This window comes from Streptosporangium sandarakinum, from assembly GCF_050942225.1.
GTDB classification, from domain to species: Bacteria; Actinomycetota; Actinomycetes; order Streptosporangiales; family Streptosporangiaceae; genus Streptosporangium; species Streptosporangium nondiastaticum.
On the sequence record NZ_CP192034.1, the window covers coordinates 5,867,063 to 5,888,882 of the forward strand.

15 protein-coding genes are annotated in these 21,820 nt (G+C 75.5%); 9 read left to right on the forward strand and 6 right to left on the reverse strand.

The window, feature by feature from the left end:
• Nucleotides 1-53: 53 nt before the first annotated feature.
• Nucleotides 54-1,376 (reverse strand): lytic transglycosylase domain-containing protein, encoded by a 1,323-nt coding sequence (locus ACQP10_RS27190; protein WP_433539974.1) that lies wholly within the window; start codon nt 1,374-1,376, stop codon nt 54-56.
• A gap of 146 nt (nt 1,377-1,522) precedes the next feature.
• On the opposite strand from ACQP10_RS27190, the gene ACQP10_RS27195 reads away from it, so the two are divergent.
• Entirely contained in the window at nt 1,523-2,689 is a 1,167-nt protein-coding gene (locus tag ACQP10_RS27195; protein WP_389997047.1) for an MFS transporter, read from the forward strand.
• A gap of 86 nt (nt 2,690-2,775) precedes the next feature.
• Nucleotides 2,776-4,092 carry a D-arabinono-1,4-lactone oxidase gene (locus tag ACQP10_RS27200; protein ID WP_346023007.1) on the forward strand — a complete coding sequence of 439 codons (1,317 nt, stop codon included), beginning with the start codon at nt 2,776-2,778 and terminating at the stop codon, nt 4,090-4,092.
• Between the two features lie 79 nt (nt 4,093-4,171).
• On the opposite strand, the gene ACQP10_RS27205 is transcribed toward ACQP10_RS27200, so the two are convergent.
• Entirely contained in the window at nt 4,172-5,398 is a 1,227-nt protein-coding gene (locus ACQP10_RS27205; RefSeq protein ID WP_433539975.1) for a hypothetical protein, read from the reverse strand.
• Between the two features lie 574 nt (nt 5,399-5,972).
• Between ACQP10_RS27205 and sepH the strand changes: the two genes are divergently transcribed.
• Nucleotides 5,973-7,631, forward strand: coding sequence for a septation protein SepH (gene sepH, locus ACQP10_RS27210; protein WP_433539976.1), 1,659 nt, complete (start codon nt 5,973-5,975; stop codon nt 7,629-7,631).
• Between the two features lie 67 nt (nt 7,632-7,698).
• Here the strand turns inward: sepH and ACQP10_RS27215 are convergent, their stop codons facing one another.
• The 3 genes from ACQP10_RS27215 to ACQP10_RS27225 all read right to left on the reverse strand — a co-directional run bounded on the left by ACQP10_RS27215 (nt 7,699) and on the right by ACQP10_RS27225 (nt 10,105).
• Nucleotides 7,699-8,733 carry a PH domain-containing protein gene (locus ACQP10_RS27215; RefSeq protein ID WP_433539977.1) on the reverse strand — a complete coding sequence of 345 codons (1,035 nt, stop codon included), beginning with the start codon at nt 8,731-8,733 and terminating at the stop codon, nt 7,699-7,701.
• Nucleotides 8,634-9,281 (reverse strand): PH domain-containing protein, encoded by a 648-nt coding sequence (locus ACQP10_RS27220; protein WP_433539978.1) that lies wholly within the window; start codon nt 9,279-9,281, stop codon nt 8,634-8,636. The genes ACQP10_RS27215 and ACQP10_RS27220 overlap by 100 nt, the downstream gene beginning before the upstream one ends.
• A 254-nt stretch (nt 9,282-9,535) precedes the next feature.
• Nucleotides 9,536-10,105, reverse strand: coding sequence for a PH domain-containing protein (locus ACQP10_RS27225; RefSeq protein WP_312873578.1), 570 nt, complete (start codon nt 10,103-10,105; stop codon nt 9,536-9,538).
• Nucleotides 10,106-10,363: 258 nt separating this feature from the next.
• Between ACQP10_RS27225 and ACQP10_RS27230 the strand changes: the two genes are divergently transcribed.
• The 4 genes from ACQP10_RS27230 (at nt 10,364) to ACQP10_RS27245 (ending at nt 15,855) form a co-directional block, all read left to right on the forward strand.
• Complete coding sequence (locus ACQP10_RS27230; protein ID WP_346023011.1) at nt 10,364-11,356, forward strand: ATP-binding cassette domain-containing protein; 993 nt, start codon at nt 10,364-10,366, stop codon at nt 11,354-11,356.
• Complete coding sequence (locus ACQP10_RS27235; RefSeq protein WP_433539979.1) at nt 11,353-12,162, forward strand: ABC transporter permease; 810 nt, start codon at nt 11,353-11,355, stop codon at nt 12,160-12,162. The genes ACQP10_RS27230 and ACQP10_RS27235 overlap by 4 nt, the downstream gene beginning before the upstream one ends.
• 146 nt (nt 12,163-12,308) lie before the next feature.
• The gene (locus tag ACQP10_RS27240; RefSeq protein WP_433539980.1) at nt 12,309-15,626 is read left to right on the forward strand and encodes a DEAD/DEAH box helicase; all 3,318 of its coding nucleotides are present in this window, start codon (nt 12,309-12,311) and stop codon (nt 15,624-15,626) included.
• A gap of 1 nt (nt 15,627) precedes the next feature.
• Nucleotides 15,628-15,855, forward strand: coding sequence for a hypothetical protein (locus tag ACQP10_RS27245; RefSeq protein WP_346023014.1), 228 nt, complete (start codon nt 15,628-15,630; stop codon nt 15,853-15,855).
• Here ACQP10_RS27245 and ACQP10_RS27250 read toward each other — a convergent pair.
• Nucleotides 15,815-19,333, reverse strand: a complete 3,519-nt coding sequence (locus tag ACQP10_RS27250; RefSeq protein WP_433539981.1) for an AfsR/SARP family transcriptional regulator — start codon at nt 19,331-19,333, stop codon at nt 15,815-15,817. The two genes, ACQP10_RS27245 and ACQP10_RS27250, sit on opposite strands and share 41 nt — an antisense overlap.
• A 120-nt stretch (nt 19,334-19,453) precedes the next feature.
• Here ACQP10_RS27250 and ACQP10_RS27255 point away from each other — a divergent pair, with 120 nt between their 5' ends.
• Together ACQP10_RS27255 and ACQP10_RS27260 are read left to right on the forward strand one after the other, a co-directional pair.
• Nucleotides 19,454-20,020, forward strand: coding sequence for a YbhB/YbcL family Raf kinase inhibitor-like protein (locus ACQP10_RS27255; RefSeq protein WP_346023016.1), 567 nt, complete (start codon nt 19,454-19,456; stop codon nt 20,018-20,020).
• Between the two features lie 183 nt (nt 20,021-20,203).
• Complete coding sequence (locus ACQP10_RS27260) at nt 20,204-21,757, forward strand: hypothetical protein (protein WP_346023017.1); 1,554 nt, start codon at nt 20,204-20,206, stop codon at nt 21,755-21,757.
• Nucleotides 21,758-21,820: the final 63 nt, after the last annotated feature.

Sequence of the window (21,820 nt, forward strand, 5' to 3'; positions counted from 1 at the left end):
TCGGCCGGGGCCTTCCGCGGGCGTGGACCGGCCCGCCGCGGGCGGGCCGGGGGTCAGGGGTAGGTGCGGGCGTAGGCCTGGGCGATCGACATGACCTTGGAGACGTAGGCCCAGGAGTGGTTGTAGAACCAGACGGCTTTCTCCAGCTTCTTGCCGCCCTGCCCGGCGCCGTTGGCGCACAGGTAGTTGGCCGCGCCCGGGACGGCGTCGTACGGGCTCCAGATGTCGGCGACCCCGTCGCCGTCGCCGTCGACCCCGTAGGTCTTCCAGGTGGCGGGCATGAACTGCATCGGCCCCTGCGCGCCGGCCGAGGAGGGCCCGTTGTTGCGCCCGTGCGAGCTCTCCACCTGGCCGATCGCGGCCAGGACGGTCCAGGACAGGCCGGGGCAGACCGCGGCGGCCCTGCGGTACAGATCCAGGTAGCTGCCGGGCCGCCCGACCTGCACACGCCGGGCGGCGGAGACGTTCTCGGTGGAGGCGGCCCCGGTCCCGGTCCCGGTTCCGCCCTTGCCGCCGTTCTCGCCGGTCGGCGGCTTGGCGGTGGCCGGCCTCGCGGTGCGGGCGCGGCCCAGGGTGATCACCTGCGTGCCCCCTCCGGCCAGCCTGCGCACCAGGGAGCCCAGCTTGGCCGAGGTGTTCTCCGGGCCGTTCACCAGCAGCACCACGCCGGGGAGGAGGCCGAGGCGGCGGCCGGTCTCGGCGCCCACCAGGCCGTCCACGCCGGGCAGGCCGAACCGGGCCGAGGCCGCGACCCGCAGCAGCGGGCCGCCGTCCACCTGGTAGTGCGCGCCGAGGACCAGGCCGAGCCGTTGCGCCGCGGCGCCGTCGGCGACGAGCTCACCCCGGTCCAGCGCCTCCCACACCGCGGGCTGGGCGGCCACGGCCTTCGGCGCCCAGGCGCGGAAGCGGGCGGTGTCGACCGCGACCAGGTTGAGGCTCGCCCCGGAGATCTTGACCGCGCCGCCGTCGAAGGAGTCGATCTTCTGGACGTTCCTGAGGCGGGAGATGTCGGCCTTGGTCCTCTCGGGCAGCGTCGTCTGGGAGACCACGAGCAGCCGGGGCGGGGTGAGGGTGATGCCGGGCCCGCCGGTGGCGGCCGGGGTGGGCCCGGCCTCCGGGGTCCGGTCCCGGTCCTGTGGCCGGCTCCGGTCCTGGCCCTGGGACTGGGACTGGGCCTGTTCCCCGGCGGGCTGGTTCACGGGTTGCGGGACCAGGCTGGTCAGGTCCCTGACCTCGGACTCGGCGGCGGTGACGGTGAGGGGCTCGGCGGGGCGGGTGGCGAGGAACACCGCGGCGCCGGCGACCGCGAGGGCGACCACGGCGGCGAGCACCGCGACGAACGCCCCCATCCGGGGAACATGCGACACCGCGCTCACATTAGTTCCAAGACGCCGGGAGTGGGACACGGTCCGGAAAATGGCTTTCCTCCGGACGGGTCGCCGAGAAATCCTCGGTACGATCGACGCCGGAAAAACGGGGAGGGGTGCCGAGGGTGGCCGGGCTGTATCGAGGGTTGTTCGGCATGCCCGGAGCCAAGGGATTCGTCATCGCGGGCTTCGTCGGGCGGATGCCCATGTCGATGCTCGGCATCGGCGTCGTGCTGCTCATCCAGACGCTCACCGGCTCCTACGCCATGGCGGGGGCGGTCGCCGCCACCGTCAACCTCTCCTACGCCGTCGCCGCTCCCCTGTCGGGACGCCTGGTGGACAGGTTCGGCCAGGCAAGGGTAATCGTGCCGTTCGTGCTGGCGCACGGCGCCGCGCTGACCGGCCTGATGTTCTGCGCGGGGCCCGCGGTCCCCCGGTGGGCCCTGTTCGCCGCCGGCGTCGCGACCGGCGCGACCGCGGTGTCGCTCGGCTCGCTGGTGCGGGCCCGCTGGTCGCACCTGCTGGCCGGGACCGATCTGCTGCACGCCGCGTTCTCGTTCGAGTCCGTCGCCGACGAGGTCGTCTTCGTGGCCGGACCGGCGCTGGTCACCGCCCTGGCCACGATGGTCAACCCGTACGCCGGCCTGGTGGTCGCGCTGACCTGCACGGTCGTGGGCACGCTCGCCTTCGCCGCGCAGCGCGGCACCGAGCCGCCCGTCCGCCCGGCGGGCGGGGGCGCGGGCAGCCCGATCACGATCCCCGGGGTCGCCCTGATGTCGGCCGCGTTCTGCGCGATGGGCGCGGTGTTCGGGTCGGTCGACCTGATCACGGTCGCGTTCGCCGACGAGCGCGGCGTCAAGCCCGCGGCCGGGCTGCTGCTCGCCGCCTTCGCCGCCGGGAGCATGGTCTCCGGGCTCTGGTACGGCGCGCGGCGGTGGAGGATCACGCTGCGCAGCCGGTTCGCCCGCGCCCTGGCGGTGTTCGCGGCCGGGATGGTCCCGCCCGCCCTGATCGGCGACCCGAGGCTCATGGCGGTGGCGCTGTTCGTCGCCGGGACGGCCATCTCCCCGACGGTCATCACCGGCTACTCGCTCGTCGAACGGCTGGTGCCGCCCGCCCTGCTGACCGAGGGCATGGCCTGGATCTCCACCTCCGTCGGGCTCGGCGTGGCGCTCGGGGCCTGGGCGGGCGGGCGGCTCACCGACGCGTTCGGCGCGTCGAACGCCTACGCGTTCTCTCTCGGCTGCGCGCTGCTGGCCGCGGCCATCGGCGCCACCGGTTCCGCCTGGCTGCGAACCCCTGTTGCCCGGCCAAAATCGTGAGTATCGTTCATGTTCACGGTCGGAGAGGTGAGCCGGCGGCCGCGGCGTGACCTCGCCCGCCCGCCGGCGGGCGAGGAGCGAGAAGCATGAGCGAGGCATTCCGTAACTGGGCCGGGAACCAGTCCGCCACGCCCGCGGAGATCCGCACCCCCGCCTCGGCGGAGGAGGTGGCCCGCGCCGTACGGGACGCCGCCGCCGCGGGGCGCCGGGTGCGCATGGTCGGCTCCGGGCACTCCTTCACCGGGGTGGCCCTGACCGACGGGATGCTGCTGCGGCCGGGCGCGCTGACCGGAATCCGCGAGACCGGCGACGGAGAGGTGACGGCCGCGGCCGGGACGACCCTCGCCGCGTTCAACGAGGAGCTGCACCGGAGGGGCCTGGCCCTGGCCAACATGGGCGACATCACCGCCCAGACCCTGGCCGGTGCGGTGCAGACCGGCACCCACGGCACCGGACGGCACAGCGGCGGGCTCGCCGACCAGGTGACCGCCATGGAGCTGGTGCTCGCCGACGGCGAGATCGTCACCGTGCGCGACGGCGGGCAGGGGAAGATCCGTGAAGGGGTGAGCGAGCAGGACCTCTTCGACGCGGCCCGGGTGGGGCTGGGCGCGCTCGGCGTGGTGACCGCGCTCACCTTCCGGGTCGAGCCGTCGTTCCTGCTGCGCGGCGTCCGGCGGCCGATGGCGCTCGGCGCCGTCCTCGACTCGCTCGACGAGCTGGCCTCGGAGAACGACCACCTGGACTTCTACTGGCTGCCGCACACCGACGCCTGCCTGGTCAAGCGCAACAACCGCGCCCCGGGCCCGGCCGACCCGCCGGGCGGGTTCCGGCGCTGGCTGGACGAGAGGTTCCTGGAGAACACCGCCTTCGGCGCGCTGTGCGCGCTCGGCGCGCGGCTCCCCGGCCTGATCCCCCGGCTCAACACGGTCTCCGCCGCGGCGCTGAGCGCCTCCACCCGCACCGACGCCTCCTACCGGATCTTCGCCACCGTGCGGGAGGTGCGGTTCCTGGAGATGGAGTACGCGATCCCGCGCGAGCACCTCGGCCGGGCCCTGCGCGAGACGCGCGACCTCATCGAGCGGCGCGGCTGGGGGATCACCTTCCCGATCGAGGTCCGGGTCACCCCGCCCTCCAGTGCGTGGCTGTCCACCGCGTACGGCAGGCCGTCGGCGTACATCGCCTGCCACGTCTACCGGCCGACGCCCAACCCGGCCTACTTCGAGGAGGTCGAGGAGATCATGACCGGGCTCGGCGGCCGCCCGCACTGGGGCAAGCTGCACACCCGGGACGCGGCCTACCTGTCCTCGGTCTACCCGCGGTTCGCCGACTTCCGGGCACTGCGGGACGCGCTCGACCCGGGCCGGGTGTTCGCCAACGACTACCTGGACACCGTCCTGGGCTGAGAGCCGTCCCGGAACGAGCCGTCGCCCGGCCGGTGCGGGCGGGCGCGGCCGGTCCCGCGTGGGGGCCGGCCGCGCGGCGTCACTCCCCGGCCGGGGCGACCTGCCCGGCCTCGCCGTCCTGGACGTCCTCCTGGGCGGGGGCGTCCGTCTCGGCGGGGGCCTGCGAACCGGTCGGGTTCCCGGTGGGCTCCGGGGACGGCTCGACCTGGGTGGGGCTCGTGGTCGGAGCCTGGCTCGGGGTCACCGGGGCGGTCGGCTCCAGCGTGGCGCCGGTCCCCGGCTGCTCGGTCCGGTCCGGCTCCAGGGTCGCGGTCGGCTCCGGGGTCGTCCGCGGGGCCGTCTCCGAAGCCGAGTCGGACGGCCTGGGCGCCCGCTCCCGCGCCGGGGGGACCTCCTCGCGCCGCACCACGGGCCCGGGGTTGAAGCTCGTGCCCGAGCTCCGCTCGCCCTTGACGGTGCTCGCCACGGGCTGGCCGGTGGCCTTCTCGAAGCCCAGGATCGCGCCCATGCTCACCGCGAACGTGATCACCGCCGTCGCGGCCAGCATCCAGACCCGGGCCCGGCCGGGTCCGCCGTCACCCCCGGGGTGCCCGGAGACGGCGGGCAGGACGGTCATGCTCCCGGGAGGACCGGCCGTACCGGTCGCGGCCGTGGACACGGCGGCGGGCAGCTCGGCGGTGATCCTGGACAGCTCCGCCGTGTCGGGCGCGGCCGCCGGGATCTCGGCCGTGGCGGGATCGACGTCCACCACGACGAGGTCCTCCAGCGCGCCGACGTCCCCGGAGTCGCCGTCCGGGCCTCCGGTCTCCTCCCGGGTCCCGGCCCCGCCCCGGAGGCCGGCCCCCTCGTAGGTCGCGACGGCCGGCATCAGCGAGGTCGGGGCGTCCGGATCCGCTCCGGCGGACCCACCGGAGCGCCACGCGCGGGTCTCACCGCTCGACGCCGCGGAGTACGGCGCCGCGGAGACCCCGCCGGACGGCCGCCCGGGGGCCTCGCCGTGCGTCCGCGCGGGGGCCTCGCGCACGGTGGCCAGCGCCGCCGTCGCCAGCTCCCCGTTGCCCTCGACCTTCTTCGGCGGGTCGTCGCCGGCCTCCTGCCGGGACAGGAACGGCAGGCGGCTGCCGGTCCGCTTCAGGTAATGGGTGTAGACGGCGCCGCCGACCGTGCTGCCCACGCTCATCACGGCGGCGCCGATGACCGTGCCCGCGACCCCGAGGTACGAGGCGGCCACCGCCGCCGTCATCGTGGCCAGGGCTCCCCCGATGATCTGCGGCAGGCTCAGATCGAACCTCTGCTCGCCGCCCATTCCCCGAATCAGTCCCTTCTCACGAGCTTTCGGTAAAGGGGTACGTAAAGGCTCCCCCGAAGAATGACGCATCCGCGTGTCCTGTTGTTCCTGTGACCTGTGCGACAGGCAGATTCGCAGAGCCCCGCGTCGCTCGACCCCGAGGGAGTCCGCCGGAGATGACATTCTCCCGCCAACCAGGCCCGCCATCGCTTCACGCCACACCGGGTGCCATAATCGCCACCGCCGGTGACGGCCGGGCCGGTCCGGCCCGCCCCTCGGGCGCCCCTCGCCGGCGCGCCCGTCCGAGGGCGGGCGGCACGGTCTCCGCCCGTCCTTCCGGCACTTGCCCCAAGTTCCCGGCGGTGCTCTCGTTGATCGGAGAGAATCCATTGGGACACTTCAAACCCGCTGCTCCATCCCGGTGGCCTGTAAGTTGATGAATGGAGCAAATGTGACCGGCGTCACATCGCTGCGACCCCCATCCAGGAAGGCGATGTTCGGACATGCCGGGTACGGTGCTGGCAGGCAACCGGCACACGCGAGAGACTCAAGGGTCCGGGGGAAGATTGAGCACGACGACGAAGGGACTCGCATGCAGGAGCTCCGACTCGTCGCGGTGAGTGAGGACGGAACCTACCTCGTGCTGGCCACGGCCGGCCGGGGCACCCGGTTCACGCTGCCCGTCGACGACCGGCTCCGCGCTGCCGTCCGCGGCAACTTCTCCCGTCTCGGCCAGTACGAGATCGAAGTGGAGAGTCCGTTGCGCCCCAAGGAGATCCAGGCCCGGATCCGCGCCGGCGAGACCGCGGAGGAGATCGCCGCCACGGCGGGCATCCCGGTCGAGCGGGTGCGGTGGTTCGAGGGCCCCGTACTCCAGGAACGCGAGTACATGGCTCAGCAGGCGCAACGCTGCGCCGTGCGATTGCCGGGCGACTCCGCTCCCGGTCCCACCCTCGGCGAGCTGGTCGCCGAGCGGTTGACCCGTCGCGGCGTGCCCGCCGACGAGATCGACTGGGACTCGGCCAAGAGGGACGACAACCTGTGGCGGATCAAGCTCGGTTTCGTATGGAACGGCCACACCCGCAGGGCTGAGTGGATCTTCGATCCGCGCAGGCGGCACATCACCCCGCACGACGACGAGGCCATGCGCCTGTCGTCGGGCGACTACACCGAACCGGTCGAGGACACGACGGTCACCCCGTTCGTGCCGCGCGTGGCCAAGCTCGCGCCGGTGCCGCCGCTGACGTCCGAGCCGCTCAGCCAGCCGCCGGTGTCGTTCCCCTCCGTCGTGCGGAACGACGCGCCGGAGCCGGACGAGGCCGAGCCGCCGGCCGCGCGCGCCGAGCCGGTGCCGTACGAGCAGCCGCCGATGCCGCCGATCCCGGCCGGGTTCGACCCGCCCAGGCCGACGGTGCCGCCGCTGCGCGCCCCGGACTCCTACGAGCCGGTCCGGCTGCCCGAGCCCGGCTCGGTCACGCCCGTGATCCGGGTACGGCCCGCCGATCCGCCGGAGCTCCCCAAGCCCGCGGAGCTCACGGAGCTCACGGGACCCGCGAGGTCCACGGAGCTCACGAAGCCCTCGGAGGCCTCGGAGGCCGCGGAACCCGCGGAGGCCCCGGAGGCTCTGGAGGCGACGGGACCCGGGCGAGCCGGCACCGCCGAGCCCGCCGCGGAGACCGGCGCACCGGAGATCTTCGCCCCCGCCCCCGCCCCCGCCCCCGCACCGCAGTCCCCGCAGATCACGGCCGTCCCCGGATCCGGCACGCCCGGACCCTCCGGGGCCGGCTCCGCCGGAGCCGAGGTCGCGGAGGCCGGCGAGCCCGCGGCCGACGGACCGGCCGCGGCGGAGGAGCCGAAGGCCGCCCCGGCGCCGGAGCCCGCATCGGACGCCGGAACCGGCGGATCCGAGGCCGCTCCCGCGGAGCCCGCCCCGGCCGCCCCGGCGGCGAAGGAGGAAGAACCCCGGCCTGAGCCGGTCGCCGACGCCCCGATAGCGGTGCCCGCGGCGCGCGTCAGCCTCGACAAGGGCTCGCGGGCCGAACCGGCGCAGGAGGAGCCGCGGCCGGCCGCGGCGGTGAAGGAGCCGCCGGCCGAGAAGCCCGCGGACCCGCCCGCTCCGCCGCCCGCTCCACCGGCTCCGCCCGCCTCGCCCAAGCCCGCGCCGGCCCGGCCGGCGAAGAAGGCCAGGGGGCGGCGCGCGTCGGTGCCGACCTGGGACGAGATCATGTTCGGCGCCCGGCGCCAGGACTGACCGCGACGCGGGACGAGGCGGGGGTGACCGGTCCGGTCACCCCCGCCTCGCCGTTCGCCGTACCGGGTCAGGAGGGCGGGGCGTCCTCGGTGAACGGGGCGTCCTCGGTGAACGGGGCGAGCCAGGCCGGCGTGACCTCGGCGGCGAAGGCCACCCCCTGGGCCTCGCCGACGTCGATCGCGGCGTAACCTCCGCTGCCCGCCCCCACCCCGGCGACCACGGTCAGCACGCCGGCGCGCCGCTGGAACCACGTCTGGCGCAGCGTCCAGCCGACCACGGCGCGCTCCTCGATCACCACCTGTGAGCGGCGCAGTGACCCCGAGCGGACCGACAGCCGCCCTCCCTCGTGGGTGTGGCCCAGGGAACGGTAGCGGTCGAGGCCGAGGGGGACGCCCAGGACCGCGAGAACGAGGGCCGCCGCCACCGCCCACCACAGCGGCGGCCAGGACCGGGCGGCGACCGCGGCGCAAGCGGCGGCCACCAGCCAGGGGAAGACCGCCCGGAACAGGCGGCGGCGGCGCGCGACCGGCGGGTGCGGCCGCAACCCGGTCAGGATCGGGCCGACCGCCTCGCGCACCACGTCCAGCGCGGCTCGGCGCGGGATCACGGACAGCAGCTGCCCCCGGGTCCCGGAGTCGCCCAGCCCGGTCACGATCGCCCAGGCGCGGGCGACCCCGGCCCAGCGTTCGGCGAGCCCCTCGACCAGCTCGAACCCGCGCACCCTGCGCCGCTCCAGGGACACGCTCCTGCGGGTCAGCAGGCCGCGCTCGGCGACGAGGTAGCCGTCCCTGGCTCGCAGGGTGAAATCCCAGTTGAAAACGGCGTACATCGCGGCGCCGAGCACCGGCATGGCGAGCACCAGCACCACCAGCGCGCCGCCGAGGAGGAGGGGGTGACCCCACAGCCACTCTCCGGCGCCGACCACGATCCTGCCGTCGATCCTCAGCTCGGAACCCCACTGGAACGCCAGGCCGGCCGCGCCCGCCACGAACGCGAACGGGGTCAGCAGGTAGGAGCCGGAGAGGGGACCGTAGGCCAGCCACCTGCGGGGCACCACGAACAGCACCCGCTCGGGGAGCGTCTCCCCGGTCCGGTGACGCACCGGCGGGACGGCCGTGGCCGGCGACGGCCCGGCGGGCTCCGGGGTGCCCGGGAGCGGCCCGGCGGGGACGGTGACCGCCGCCCCCGGGGGACCGTCACCGTGGGCGGCGACCGTCCCCGGGCTCCGGCGCGGCGCGCCGCCCGCGCGCGGGCGTGCCAGAGCAGGGCGGCCTTGAGGCGCTCGGCCTCCACGAGCGTCACCCCGTCGAGCTCGCCCTCCTGCTTGGACCCGCCGGCGCCGGTGTCGATCCTCAGTACGGCGAGTCCGAGCAGGCGGTGCAGCGGCGGGCTGCTGACGTCGACGCCGCGGATGCGCTCCAGCGGGATGGTCCGTACCGACCTGCCGATCAGGGCGCGGGTGAGCTCCAGCCTGCCCCCGATGACCTGGTAGGTGAAGGTGGCCCAGCGGACGACGGCGTACAGGACCGACCCGACGAGGCCGAAGGCCGCCCAGCCGAACGAACCGGACGAGAACCCGCCGAGGAACAGGACGCCGGTCAGCGGCAGCAGGAGCGAGGGCAGGGTACGGATCGGCTCGGTCAGCAGCACCCGGGGGCTGAGCCTCAGGGACGGACCGGCAAGCGGCGGACCGGCAGGCGGGCCGACGGGTGCCGGACCGGCAGGCGCGCCGACGGGCGGCGGGCCGTACGCGCGGAGTCCCGGCGCGGCGTGCGGGCCGGGGTCTTCCCGGGAGGGGCCGGCGTGCGGACCGGCGGAGGGATCGGCCGGCGGATCAGCGCTCGGACCGGCGTGCGGGTCGGCGGGCGGGTCGGCGGGCCGGTCCGGCGGGTCGGGGAGGCCGGTCACGTGGCGTCGTCCCTCAGTTCCTCGGCCCGCTGGGCGAGCCTCTCGGCCAGCGCGGCCGCGACGCCGTAGTCGAGGCCCTTGATCGTGGACGACCCCGCGTGCGAGGCGGTGCGGATGTCCACCGTCGCCAGGCCGAGCACGCGCTCCAGCGTGCCCTGCTTCTTGTCGACCGTCTGTATACGGCTGACCGGCACGAACGTCCACTGCCGGTCGATCCACCCCGAGCGGGCGTAGACCACGTCACCGCTGAGCTCCCACCGGTGCACGGCGTAGCGCCAGAACGGCTCGGCGAGCGCGGCGGGCACGACGAGCACCGCCGTCAGCGCGGGCAGCCATCCGGCGCCGTCGGCCAGCCACTCCGGCAGCCAGGACCACCGGCCGTCGCCGATCCACCCGGACAGGAGGAAGGCGCCGCCGACCAGCAGCACCGACCAGAAGAGCCCGTCCAGCAGCCACATCACGATGGCCTTGCGGGACACCGGGTTGGCCGGGGGCCGCAGCGGCACCTGTCCGGGGAGGGATCCGGCTCCCGCGGTGTCACCGCGCTGCTCGGTTCGGTCGCTCACACCGCCCAGCCTAAGGGGTCGCTCCGTCCCGGGTGGATCTCGTCCGTGAGAGGGCCGGGAGGGGACCGGAAGAGGGCCGGGAGAGGGCCGGAGAGGAACCGCGGGCGTCCGGCGGCGGTGGCCCGTACGGTGCCGGCGGGCCGGCGGGCCGTGTCAGCGGTATGTCAGCGGCTCCTCTCCCGGCCGGACGCGGGATCAGGGGGGTGTCAGCGGCCCGGTGCATCGTGGTGCCCTCCGGAACGACGAGAAGGGCGGGCCATGCGATATGCCATCCAGGCGAGCGGCCTGGTGAAGCTGTACGGGAAGACACGGGCGCTGGACGGGGTCGACCTGGCCGTGCCCCAGGGGCGGCTGCTCGGCGTGCTGGGGCCGAACGGCGCCGGTAAGACCACCGCCGTACGGATCCTGGCGACGCTGCTCCGCCCCGACGGGGGCAGCGCCTCGGTCGGCGGATTCGACGTGGTGGACCGCGCCCACGAGGTGCGGTCGATGATCGGCCTGACGGGCCAGTACGCCGCGGTCGACGAGATGCTCACCGGCGTGGAGAACCTCATGATGATCGGCCGTCTCCTCGGCCTGCGGAGGACGGAGGCCCGGCTGCGGGCCGGCGAGCTGCTCGACCGGTTCGCCCTCGCGGACGCCGGGGGACGCGCGGCCAAGACGTACTCGGGCGGCATGCGCCGCCGCCTGGACCTGGCGGCCGGCCTGGTCGGGCGGCCCCAGGTGCTGTTCCTCGACGAGCCCACCACCGGCCTCGACCCGCGCAGCCGCACCGAGCTGTGGGACGTCGTGCGGGGCCTGATGGCCGACGGGGTGACGGTGCTGCTCACCACCCAGTACCTCGAGGAGGCCGACCAGCTCGCCGACGACATCGTGGTGTTCGACCACGGCAGGGTGATCGCCTCCGGCACCCCCGACGAGCTGAAGGCCACCACGGGGGCGCGGGTCCTGGAGGTCCGGCCGCTCCGCGACGACCACCTGCCGCTGGTCTCCCAGGTCGTCGCCGACATCATCGGCGAGCCCCCCGCGCTGACCGGCGGCAGGGCCGTGGCCTCCGTGCGCGACCCGGCGGCCGTGCCCGCCGTCGTGCGGCGGCTCGACGACCTCGGCGTCGTCGCGGCCGAGCTGACGCTGCGCCGGTCGAGCCTCGACGAGGTGTTCCTGGCCCTCACCGGTCATCCCGCCGAGGAGACCGCCGGGACCGGGACCGGGACCGGGACCGAGATCGAGAAGAAAGGGGCCCTCGCGTGACGACGGCGACCATGACGGCCACGACGGCCCCCGCGAGGCGGGTCGGCCCGGTGGCCGCGCTGACGCAGACGGCGACCCTGGCCTGGCGCAGCCTGGTCCAGATCAAGCACAACCCGTGGGAACTGATCGACCTGGGCATCCAGCCCATCATGTTCCTGCTGCTGTTCACCTACGTGTTCGGCGGGGCGATCTCGGGATCGACGGGGGACTACCTGCAGTTCGCCCTGCCGGGGCTGCTCGTGCAGAACGCCCTGTTCTACACGCTGTCCACGGCGGTCGGCCTGAACACCGACATCACCAAGGGCGTCTTCGACCGGCTGCGCAGCCTGCCGATCGCCCGTACGGCGCCGCTGTCCGGGCGGGTCGTCGCCGACACCATCAAGCAGGCGTGGGCGTTCGCGTTGCTCGTCGGCTTCGGCATGATCCTGGGGTTCCGGGTGGAGACCAGCGTGCTCGGCGTGCTGGGCGCACTGGCGCTGCTGGTGGTGGTCGTGCTGGCCATGTCGTGGATGTCGGTGCTGATCGGGCTCCGGGCGGCCAACCCGGAGAAGGTGCAGATGTTCGCCTTTTCCATCATGATGCCGTTGACGTTCACCAGCAGCGCGCTGGTCGATCCGCGCACCTTCCCCGGCTGGCTGCGGGCCTGGGCCGACCTGAACCCGGTCACCCATCTGGCCGACGCCATCCGCGGCCTGCTGATCGGCGGTGAGGTGGCCGCGCCCGCGCTCGTCGCGCTGGCCTGGTCGGCCGGGTTCGTCGTGGTGTTCGCCCCGCTGGCGGTCCGCGCCTTCCGGGGCCGGGCCTGACCTCCCCGCGGGGTCCGGCCTCCCCGCGGGGGCGGGACGGGCGGCGGCGCCGGGGCCGAATCCCCGGTGGGTTCACAGCGGGACCCCGGGGGTCCCGGCGGGTTCCCGGGAGAGCATGAGTGACGGACGAGGAACGGAGTGATCGCGTGCTGGTGGTTCACGGTGGCTGGTACGGCGGGCGGCTGGCGCTGTGGGGGGAGGACGTCTCCCGGGGCCACTCCCCCGCTTCCCGGGGGCGCGCCGCGTCCTCCGGGTCCGCGCCCGAACGGCATCCTTTCGCCGCCTCCGCCGCCGCACTGGCCGCCGCGCTCGGCGCCGGGAGCTCCGGGGCGACCGGAGAGATCCCGGGGGGCGAAGGGATCGGGGGCCGCGGAGCGGTGGGCGAACCGGGGACGGAGGGCTCCGGGGGACTCGCCGCGACGGTCGCGGCCGTCGCGGCGCGGGCCGAGGCGGCCGAGGCGACGATCCGGCTGCCGGGGTCGGCCTCCCGGCCGCTGCCCTCCCCCGAGTCCGGCCTGACGGGCTCGGTGCGCGGGCCCCGGATCTCCACCTGGCTCGTGCCGGTGCTGCTGCTCCGCCCGGGCGCCGCGCTCGCCCTGCTCGAAGCGCTCCCCCAGCCGGGCGAAGCGGACTCCGGGACCGCCCCCGGTCCGCGGGAGGCTCCCGGGGACGGGGACGGGGCGCCCGGAGTCGGGCCGGGAGCGTCCGGGGACGCGGAGGAGGCGTCCTGGGAGCCGGGTCTGTCGCTGCGTTACCTCGCCGTGGTCGCCGAGCACGCCCGGAGCCTGGCACGGCGCGGCCGGATCCTGCCGCAACTGGTCGAGGAGGACGGTGATCACGCGGCCCGCTGGCGTCCGGTGCTCATCGGCGCCGACGCCGTCGCGTTCCGTGACCTCGCCGCCGCCATGCCGCCGGTCTGCCGCGCGCTGCCCGGGGAGAGACCGGCGGCGGAGGTGCTGGAGGAGGCGATGGAGGGCCTGGTGGACGGCGCGGCCCGGGCGGCGCTGCCCGAGCGGCTGATCGTCGGCAACCGGCCGGGGCGTAAAACGGCGCTGGCCGACCGCTGGCTGCACGCGCTGACGGCGCCGGACGCCTCGCTGCCCGGCGCGCGGCCCGCCGAGGCGGCGGCGCTCGGCGACGCCCTCCGCGGCTGGTCGGTGGCGGCGCACGAGCTGGACGGGCCGGTCCGGGCCTGGTTCCGGCTGGTCGAGCCGGCCGGCGAGGACGACCCGTGGAAGGTGGAGTTCGGTCTCGCCCCGGCGGTGCACACGGTGCACGCGGGGACCGGCGGCGCGGACGGCGCGGGCCGTACGTACGGTGCGGGCGGCGAGGGCGCGGGCGGTTCGGGCTCCGGTGACGCGGACGAGCCGGACCACCTGACCGCCGCCCGGATCCGGGCGGGAGAGCGGGCGTCCTGGCTGCCCGAGCGGCCCTGGGAGGTCCTGCGGGCCGAGCTGGCCAGGGCGGTGCGTCTCCATCCCGACCTGCACGGCGCGCTGCGCGATCCCGAGCCGGCCGTCATGGAGGTCGACACGGCGCGGGCGTTCTCCTTCCTGCGCGGCGGCGCACCGGCGCTGGCGGCGGCCGGATACGTCGTGCGTCTGCCGGAGTGGGCCGGTCGGCAGGGCCTCGGCCTGAAGCTGACCGTGCGCGCGACGGAGGGCCGGGAGCGGGCCGGGCTGAGCGACCGGGTGGGTTTCCGGCTGGAGGCGGCCGTCGGCGGTCACACGATCGGCGAGGAGGAGTTGTCGCGGCTGGCCGGGCTGAGGGTGCCGCTGGCCCGGGTCGGCGGCCGGTGGGTGGAGCTGGACGACCGGCAGCTCAAGGCGGCGCTGGAGGTCGTCGGGCGGCGGGGCGGCGGGGAGACGACCCTCGGCGAGATGATCCGCGAGATCGCCGCCGGGGGCGAGGGGGAGCTGCCGCTGGTGGCGGTCGACGCCGACGGCCCGCTCGGCGACCTGCTGTCGGGCGAGGCCGACCACCGGCTCACCCCCGTCGCCACCCCGCGCGCGCTGCGCGGGACGCTCCGCCCCTACCAGGAGCGCGGCCTGTCGTGGCTGAGCTTCCTGTCCGGCCTCGGCCTGGGCGGTGTCCTGGCCGACGACATGGGGCTCGGCAAGACGGTGTCGGCCCTGTCCCTGCTGCTGTCCGAGCGCGAACGGGCGGCCGGGGACGCGGAAGAAGCCCCGGGGCCGACGTTGCTCGTCTGCCCGATGTCGCTGATCGGCAACTGGCGGAAGGAGGCGGCCAGGTTCGCCCCGTCGCTGCGGGTGTACGTCCACCACGGCGGCTCCCGCAGGCGGGACGACGAGCTGCCCGCCGCCGTACGGGACGCCGATCTCGTCATCACCACCTACGGCACGGCTCTGCGCGACCTGGGGGCGCTGGTCGCGCAGAGGTGGGAGCGGGTCATCTGCGACGAGGCGCAGGCGATCAAGAACAGCGCGGCGCGGCAGTCGCGGGCGGTGCGGGCCATCCCGGCGCGCACCCGGCTGGCGCTGACCGGCACCCCCGTGGAGAACCGGTTGTCGGAGCTGTGGTCGATCATGGAGTTCTGCAACCCCGGTCTCCTCGGCCCGGCCCGGCGCTTCCGCGAGCGCTACCAGGAGCCGATCGAGACCCGGCGCGACGAGGACGCCGTGGCGGCCCTGCGGCGGGCCACCGGGCCGTTCGTACTGCGGCGGCTCAAGACCGACCGGTCGATCATCACGGACCTGCCGGAGAAGCAGGAGATGAAGGTCTGGTGCACCCTCACCCCGGAGCAGGCGGAACTGTACAAGGCCGTGGTGAACGACATGATGGGCCGGATCGGCGGTTCGGCGGGCATCGAGCGGCGCGGCAACGTGCTGGCCGCGATGACGAAGCTCAAGCAGATCTGCAACCACCCCGCCCACCTGCTGCGGGACGGTTCGCGGCTGGCCGGGCGGTCGGGGAAGCTGGCCCGGTTGGAGGAGCTGGCCGGGGAGATCCTCGCCGAGGGCGACAGCGCCCTCATCTTCACCCAGTACGCCGAGTTCGGCGCCCTGCTGCGCCCCTATCTGGCCGCCCGCCTGGATCGGCCGGTGCTGTGGCTGCACGGCGGGTTGTCCAGGAGCCGGCGGGAGGAGCTGGTGGAGCGGTTCCAGCGCGGTGACGAGCCGACGCTGTTCCTGCTGTCGCTCAAGGCGGCCGGGACGGGCCTCAACCTGACCGCCGCCTCCCATGTGATCCACGTGGACCGGTGGTGGAACCCCGCGGTGGAGGACCAGGCGACCGACCGGGCCTTCCGGATCGGTCAGACGAGAAATGTGCAGGTGCGGAAGTTCATCTGCGTGGACACCCTTGAGGAGCGGATCGACGAGATGATCGAGCGCAAGAGGTCGCTCGCCGAGAGCGTGGTGGGCACCGGCGAGGACTGGATCTCCGAGCTGTCCACCGACCAGCTGCGTGAGCTGTTCCGCCTCGGCCCCGGGGCGGTGAGCTGACATGGCGTCCGCGGAACCCTTCAGCGAGTTCGACGAATCCGGCGAGCCCGCCTCGGCCTTCTACTCCCCCGGCGTCCCGCTGGACCGGCTGCGGCCGCGGCCGGCCGCGGCCGCCCCCTCGGACCTGCTGCTGCGGATGCTGGAGCCCCCGGCGGTGCGGGTACGGCACATCCCCCTGATCGACCTGCTCAGGAAGCCCTACCGGGAGCTCGGGTCGCCAGATCGATGACCTCCCCGCGGGGCAGGGCACGGCCGTGTTCGTGGCGCCGGGAGAACTCCTCGGGGCCGAGCGCGGCCACGGCGCGCTCGGTGACGCGCGCGTGGTCGAAGTCGACCACCGCGTCGGTCCCCCGGGCCGCCGCGGCCCCGCCGAGGAGAACGGCGGCCGCGCCGGGGTCGCCATCGGTCAGTGCGGCCCCGGCGAAACCGACCAGGACCGGGACGAGCAGCGCCGTCTCCCGGCTCTCCACGGCCTTCGCGAGCGCGGTGCCCAGCAGCCGCCGGGTCCGGGGCAGGTCGCCCTCCTGCTCGGCCAGCAGTCCCAGCGCCGTGTCGAGCGCGGCGTACAGCTGTGGCGGCGTCACGGTCTCGCGGTCGAGCAGGCCCGCGGCCTCGGCGTAGTGGCGCCGGGCCCGCTCCAGGTCGCCGTCCCGGCGGGCGAAGTCGCCCCGGGCGACGAGCAGGGGCACCGCGGTCATGCGGTCGTCGCTCTCCAGCGCCCGCAGGAGGCTCTTCTCCAGGGCCTCCTCGGCCGCCGCCCGCTCTCCCTCCAGGTGGAGCCCGATCGCCAGGCGGCCGCGCATGAAGGTGACCTCGTCGACCGCGCCGATCTCCTCCATCCGCCGGATGGAGTCGCGCACCCGCTCCAGGGCCCGCGCGGACTCGCCGTGCAGGAGGTCGAGCTCCGCGAGACCGGCCAGCGCGTTGCCGGCGCCCCAGCGGTCACCGATCCGCTCGAAGCCGTCCAGCGCCGCCCGCAGGTCCGTCCCGGCCTCCTCGACCCGGCCGGCGCTGAGGTGCGCCACCCCGCGCATCAGATGCGCGGAGTGCGTCACCCAGGGATCGGGGTGGGCGAACATCTCGCCGAAGTCGGGCTCACCGACGGGCCCGCCGCCGAACAGCGCGGCGACCGTGCCCGCCAGCGCGACCGACGGGTGCCAGGGGCGGGGCAGCTCCTCGCGGGCCAGCCGTACCACCTCGTCGAGCGTGGCCCGTGCCGCGTCGAGCGTGACGCCGGCGCTCAGCGCGTTGTACCCGTAGGCGGCCTTGGCCAGGGCGAGCAGCCGGGGGTCCTCGCCGCCCGCGGGCAGCCCGACCGCCTCCCGGGCGCGGCGGGCCCCCTCGGCCCGGTGACCGCGCAGCCACCAGTACCACCCGAGCGCGCCGGTCAGGCGCAACGCCAGGGTGGTCCTGGACTCCTCGACGGCCCAGCGCAGCGCCGCCGACAGGTTGTCGTGCTCGGCGGCCAGCCCGGCAAGGGCGGCGACCTGCCCGTGGTCCCGCAGGGCGGGGTCGGACGCCTCGGCCAGCTCGGTGAAGAACACCGCGTGCGCCAGCCGTACGCGGGTCTCCTCGCCCGACTCGGCCAGCCGTTCGGCGGCGTAGGCGCGGACGGTCTCCAGCATCCGGTAGCGGACGGCGGCGCCGTGTTCGTCGGCCACCACCAGTGACTTGTCCACCAGCCGGGCCAGCACGTCGAGCACGTCGGTCTCCGCCGGTCCGTCCCCGGCGCAGACCCGCTCGACGCAGCCGAGGGCGGCACCCCCGGCGAAGACCGAGAGGCGGCGGGCCAGCACCCGTTCCGGGTCGTCCAGCAGGTCCCAGCTCCACTCGACCACCGCGCGGAGCGTCCGGTGCCGCGGCAGCGCCGTACGGCTGCCGCCGGTCAGCAGCCGGAAGCGGTCGTCGAGTCGCCGGGCGATCTGCCCGGCGGACAGCACGCGCAGCCGGGCCGCCGCGAGTTCGATGGCGAGCGGCATGCCGTCGAGCTCGCGGCAGATCCGCACGATCGCGGCGGTCTCCCGCTCGGGGCGGTAATCGGGGCGGACGGTCTCGGCGCGCTCGGCGAACAGGCGGACGGCGGGGTAGGCCAGGGCATCGCGGGGGTCCGCGTCGTCCGGCGGCAGGTCCAGCGGCGGCACCGGCCAGGCCAGCTCGCCGGTGATGCCCAGCGGTTCGCGGCCGGTGGCCAGGATCCGCACCCCGGGGCAGGAGGCGAGCAGCCGTTCGGCGAGCGCCGCGGCCGCCTCGACCACGTGCTCGCAGTTGTCCAGGACGATCAGCAGCCGCCTCCCGGCCAGGGCCGCGACGAGCCGGGGCACGGGGTCGCGGCGGACGGGCGCCGGGAGCCTGCCGGGTTGTGGGATTCCGGCCGCGGGGCCGTCGCGCAGCTCCAGCTCCGCGAGCGCCGAGAGCACGGCCTGCGGGACCTCCGACGGCTCGGCCACCGGGGCGAGCTCGACCAGCCACGCCCCGTCGGGCAGCCGGTCCGCCACCTCGGCCACCACCGTCTCTGCCGCCACCGTCTCTGCCGCCACCGTCTCTGCCGCCACCTCGGCCGTCACCGCCTCGGCCGTCTCGACCGCCAGCCGGGTCTTGCCGGCGCCGCCGGGGCCGGTCAGGGTGACCAGCCGATGGCGGGCGAGGAAGCCGGCGGTGCGCGCCACGTCGCGTTCCCGGCCGACGAAGCTGGTGAGCCTGGTCCGCAGGTTGCCCGGCCGCGCACCGCCGGGGTGATTCACGGCCGGTTCACCGGCGGGCGTGAATTCATCAGCGGGCGTGGGGGCACCGGCGGGCGGGGACGGCGAGGCATCGGTGGTCGCCTCTCCCCCGTGTTCCCCGTGTTCCCCGTGTCCCTCGTGCGGTGGGATCTCCGCGGGCGGCGGCCCGGCCGGCGGGAAGTCCCCGGCGGGTGGGGAAACCCGTGCCGGGCGAGGCCCGGCGTGCCTCTCGGCCCACTCCCCCCGCAGCATGGCCAGGTGCAGCCCGGCCAGGTCGGGTGAGGGATCGGCTCCCAGCTCGCGGGCGAACACCTCCCTGGCCGCCTCGTAGGCGGCCAGGGCCTCCACCCGGCGGCCCGCGCCGTACAGGGCGCGCATGAGCTGGCCGTGGAACCGCTCGCGCAGCGGATGCGCGGCGATCAGACCGGGCAGTTCGGCGACGGCCTCCGCCCGCCGTCCGAGCAGCAGGTCGGCCTCGACGCGGTCCTCGACGGCGGCCAGGCGGAGAGCCTCCAGCCGGGCGGCCGCGGCGGCCGCGACGGTCACGGCGTCGTCGCCCGCCGGGTCCGCCAGGTCCGCCAGGGCGGGGCCGCGCCAGAGCCCGAGCGCGGCGCGCAGGACGGCCGCGGCCTCGGCCGGGGCGTCCGCCGAGAGGGCCGCGCGGCCCTCGGCCGCCAGCCGGGTGAACCGGTGGGCGTCGACCCGGTCGCGTTCGACGGCCAGCCGGTAGCCGGAGGCGACGGCCTCGACGATCCCGCGTTCGGCGGCGAGCGCGGCGCGCAGCCGGGAGACCAGCGCCTGCAGGGCGTTACCCGCCGCGGCCGGTGGGCGGTCGTCCCAGATCCCCGCGATGAGGCGGCCGGCCGGAACCGTACGGCCCGCGTCGAGCAGCAGCAGGACGAGGAGCGCGCGCAGGCGCGAACCGGAGATCCCCACCGGCTCGTCCCCCCGGCGGACCTCCAGGGATCCGAGGATGGCGAAGGTCATTTTCCCGTCCACCCGCACCCCCTCCATGCTCTGATTCTGTCCGATTCCCGGGTGTTTCCGCGCCATGGAACCTCGCGATCCGGTCTGCGCATCTTCCAGATCCGCGTAGCATCATCGGGCATGGGGCAGCCGCACACGTCTACGCGCCGCCCGCGGCGGGCCGTACCGACGGCACTCGCCGCGGCGCTCGTCGTCGTCTCCTCCGGCTGCGGGATGGTGGGCAGCAGCGCGTCCGCCGATCGGCTGCAGCTGGAGCCGATCAGCGTCTCCAGTCCCCGCCTCCGGGACGGCGCGGTCCTGCCGTCCGACTACTCGTGCAAGGGATCGTCCGGCAACCCGCCGCTGCGCTGGTCACGGGTGCCGGACGGGACGAAGTCGGTCGCGATCGTGGCCGACAACAACGCGCGTGCCGGCGGCGAGGTGAACTGGGTGGTGTTCGACATCGATCCGCGCACCAACGAGGTCGCGGAGAAGAGCGTCCCGGTGGGCGCGGTGGAGGGGAGCACGACGAGCGGCAAGGTGGGCTACGCCCCGCCGTGCCGGCGCGGGCAGAGCTATCGTTTCACCGTCTACGCGCTCAACGGGAAGATCCACCTCGGCAAGGGAGCCCCGCTCAGCAGGACGCTGAAGGAGATCGCGGAGAAGACGATCGCCTGGGGCAGGCTGACCGCGGGGCACATCCAGTGATGCGCCGAACACCGGAGGTATTGATGGTTACCGATTCTTCACGTTGGGTGTGACAACGCTCATAGTGGTCCGACACAATCAGAACCAATGTCCGTGCGCAGGTGATGCAAGGGGGCAGGTCGCGTCGATGGCCGCGCGACCTCACCGGCGCCGCTGGAAGGCCATGGCCTTGAGGGTGGTGCAATGACCGCGGTCGTAATAATCCTGGTCGCCGTCGTGCTCCTCGTGCTCGTCGTCGTGGCACTGGGCGTGCGGTCGATGAACCGCAGGGAGAGCGCGCTCCCTGCGGAGCGTCTGCGTGAGATGGCGGAGAAGGAGGCGCAGACTCCGGCCGTGTCCATCGACGACTTCGCCGCACGCGAGCCGAAGATGACGCATTACTCCCCGGACCTCACGCCGTTCGACGAGCCCAAGCCGTCGCGGCCGCGGCCGTCCGGCGCCCGCGGCAAGCGCGGCATGAACGACTTCGGCGGGGCCGACGACTACGACGACGACTACTGGACACGCCTGCAGGCCGATGTCGGCGGCTTCGGCGGTTCGCTGGAGAACCCGGCGGCCGCGGGCCACGCCGCCCCAGGCGGCCAGGCCGCCCCGGGCGTGGACGCCGACGCGATGACCGTCCAGGTGCCGCTGCCGCACCGCAAGTCCCAGCCCCAGCCGCAGTCGCGGCCCCAGGTCCCGGCTCCCGCCCCGGTCCCCGCCGAGCCCGCCGCCGCCTCCCTGCCCTCCGGCCTCGCCGACCTGGTCGGGCCGGTCCAGCCCGAGCCCGCACCGACGTCCGCCGCGCTGGCCGAGCAGAAGACGGTCACCTTCGCCGCCCCCACCGCGGGCGCGCCGTCCGAGGGACGCCGGACCGGTTCCCGGCGCGGCTCCGGCCGCCCCCGTACCCCCGGCAGCGGCGGGCCCAGCCGCCCCGACCAGCTGGGCGACCCGCTGAACGGCCCCGCTCCCCGGCGCGGCTCGCGCGGCGCCGCCGCGACCGGCGGTCCGGCGCCCGCCGCGGGCCAGTCGCCGGCCACCGGGCCGGTGCCCGCCGCGAGCCCGGCCGGAGACCAGCTCGCCGGTCCGCTGCCGCCGATGCGCCCGATGGGGCCGACCACCAGCGGCGGTTTCCCCGCCACGTCCCCGAACCCGCTCGCCGCGCCCGCCGGGCCCGCCCCGGACCCGCTGGCCGAGCCGTACGGTTCGGCCCCCGCGCCCCGGCCCCGGACCGCCCCGGCGCAGGGCTCCTCCGCACCCGCGGCGCCGGGGACGCCCGGGGACATCTCCGACAATCCCTGGGCGCGGGCCACCTCCCCGGTGTCCGGGGGCTGGCCGGCCGCGAACACCGCCGACATCCTCGACGACCCCGCCCCCGGATACTCCTCGTACCAGTCGCCGGTGTACGGCGCGCCGACCGCGGGCTCCTACGAGGTGAGCCCCGGCTGGGCCACCATCGACGACGACGCGCTCACCGGCCCGACCCCCGCGCTGTCGACCCCGACGGCGCCCTCCCGGAGCGTCTCCCCCGGCGACCGCGCCGCCGACCCGCGGCAGGGCTCGGGCCAGGCGACCGGCGGCTACGGCTACGACCCCGTCCGCCCGGCGAGCCCGGAGTCCCCCGCCGCCTGGCCCGAGCCGGCCCCGGGCGCTCCCGGCACCGGCCCCGCCGCGGCCCCCGAGGGGCAGGGGCGGGGCTCCCGGCGGAGCCGCCGAGCCGCGGCCCAGCAGCCGGACCACCCCGACTATTACCGCTGATTTCCTCCCGGCTGCGTAAAGGCCTCCGACAACCGCCCGGTCGGCGGAGGCCCGCGACATAGG

What these genes read in the sequence shown, in the direction of transcription:
- ACQP10_RS27200 (WP_346023007.1), top strand. Translation starts at nt 2,776, where the DNA reads ATGAGCGAGGCATTCCGTAACTGGGCCGGGAACCAGTCCGCCACGCCC.
- ACQP10_RS27245 (WP_346023014.1), top strand. Translation starts at nt 15,628, where the DNA reads ATGGCGTCCGCGGAACCCTTCAGCGAGTTCGACGAATCCGGCGAGCCC.
- ACQP10_RS27230 (WP_346023011.1), top strand. Translation starts at nt 10,364, where the DNA reads ATGCGATATGCCATCCAGGCGAGCGGCCTGGTGAAGCTGTACGGGAAG.
- ACQP10_RS27250 (WP_433539981.1), bottom strand. Translation starts at nt 19,333, where the DNA reads ATGACCTTCGCCATCCTCGGATCCCTGGAGGTCCGCCGGGGGGACGAG.
- ACQP10_RS27260 (WP_346023017.1), top strand. Translation starts at nt 20,204, where the DNA reads ATGACCGCGGTCGTAATAATCCTGGTCGCCGTCGTGCTCCTCGTGCTC.
- sepH (WP_433539976.1), top strand. Translation starts at nt 5,973, where the DNA reads ATGCAGGAGCTCCGACTCGTCGCGGTGAGTGAGGACGGAACCTACCTC.
- ACQP10_RS27255 (WP_346023016.1), top strand. Translation starts at nt 19,454, where the DNA reads ATGGGGCAGCCGCACACGTCTACGCGCCGCCCGCGGCGGGCCGTACCG.
- ACQP10_RS27195 (WP_389997047.1), top strand. Translation starts at nt 1,523, where the DNA reads ATGCCCGGAGCCAAGGGATTCGTCATCGCGGGCTTCGTCGGGCGGATG.
- ACQP10_RS27205 (WP_433539975.1), bottom strand. Translation starts at nt 5,398, where the DNA reads ATGGGCGGCGAGCAGAGGTTCGATCTGAGCCTGCCGCAGATCATCGGG.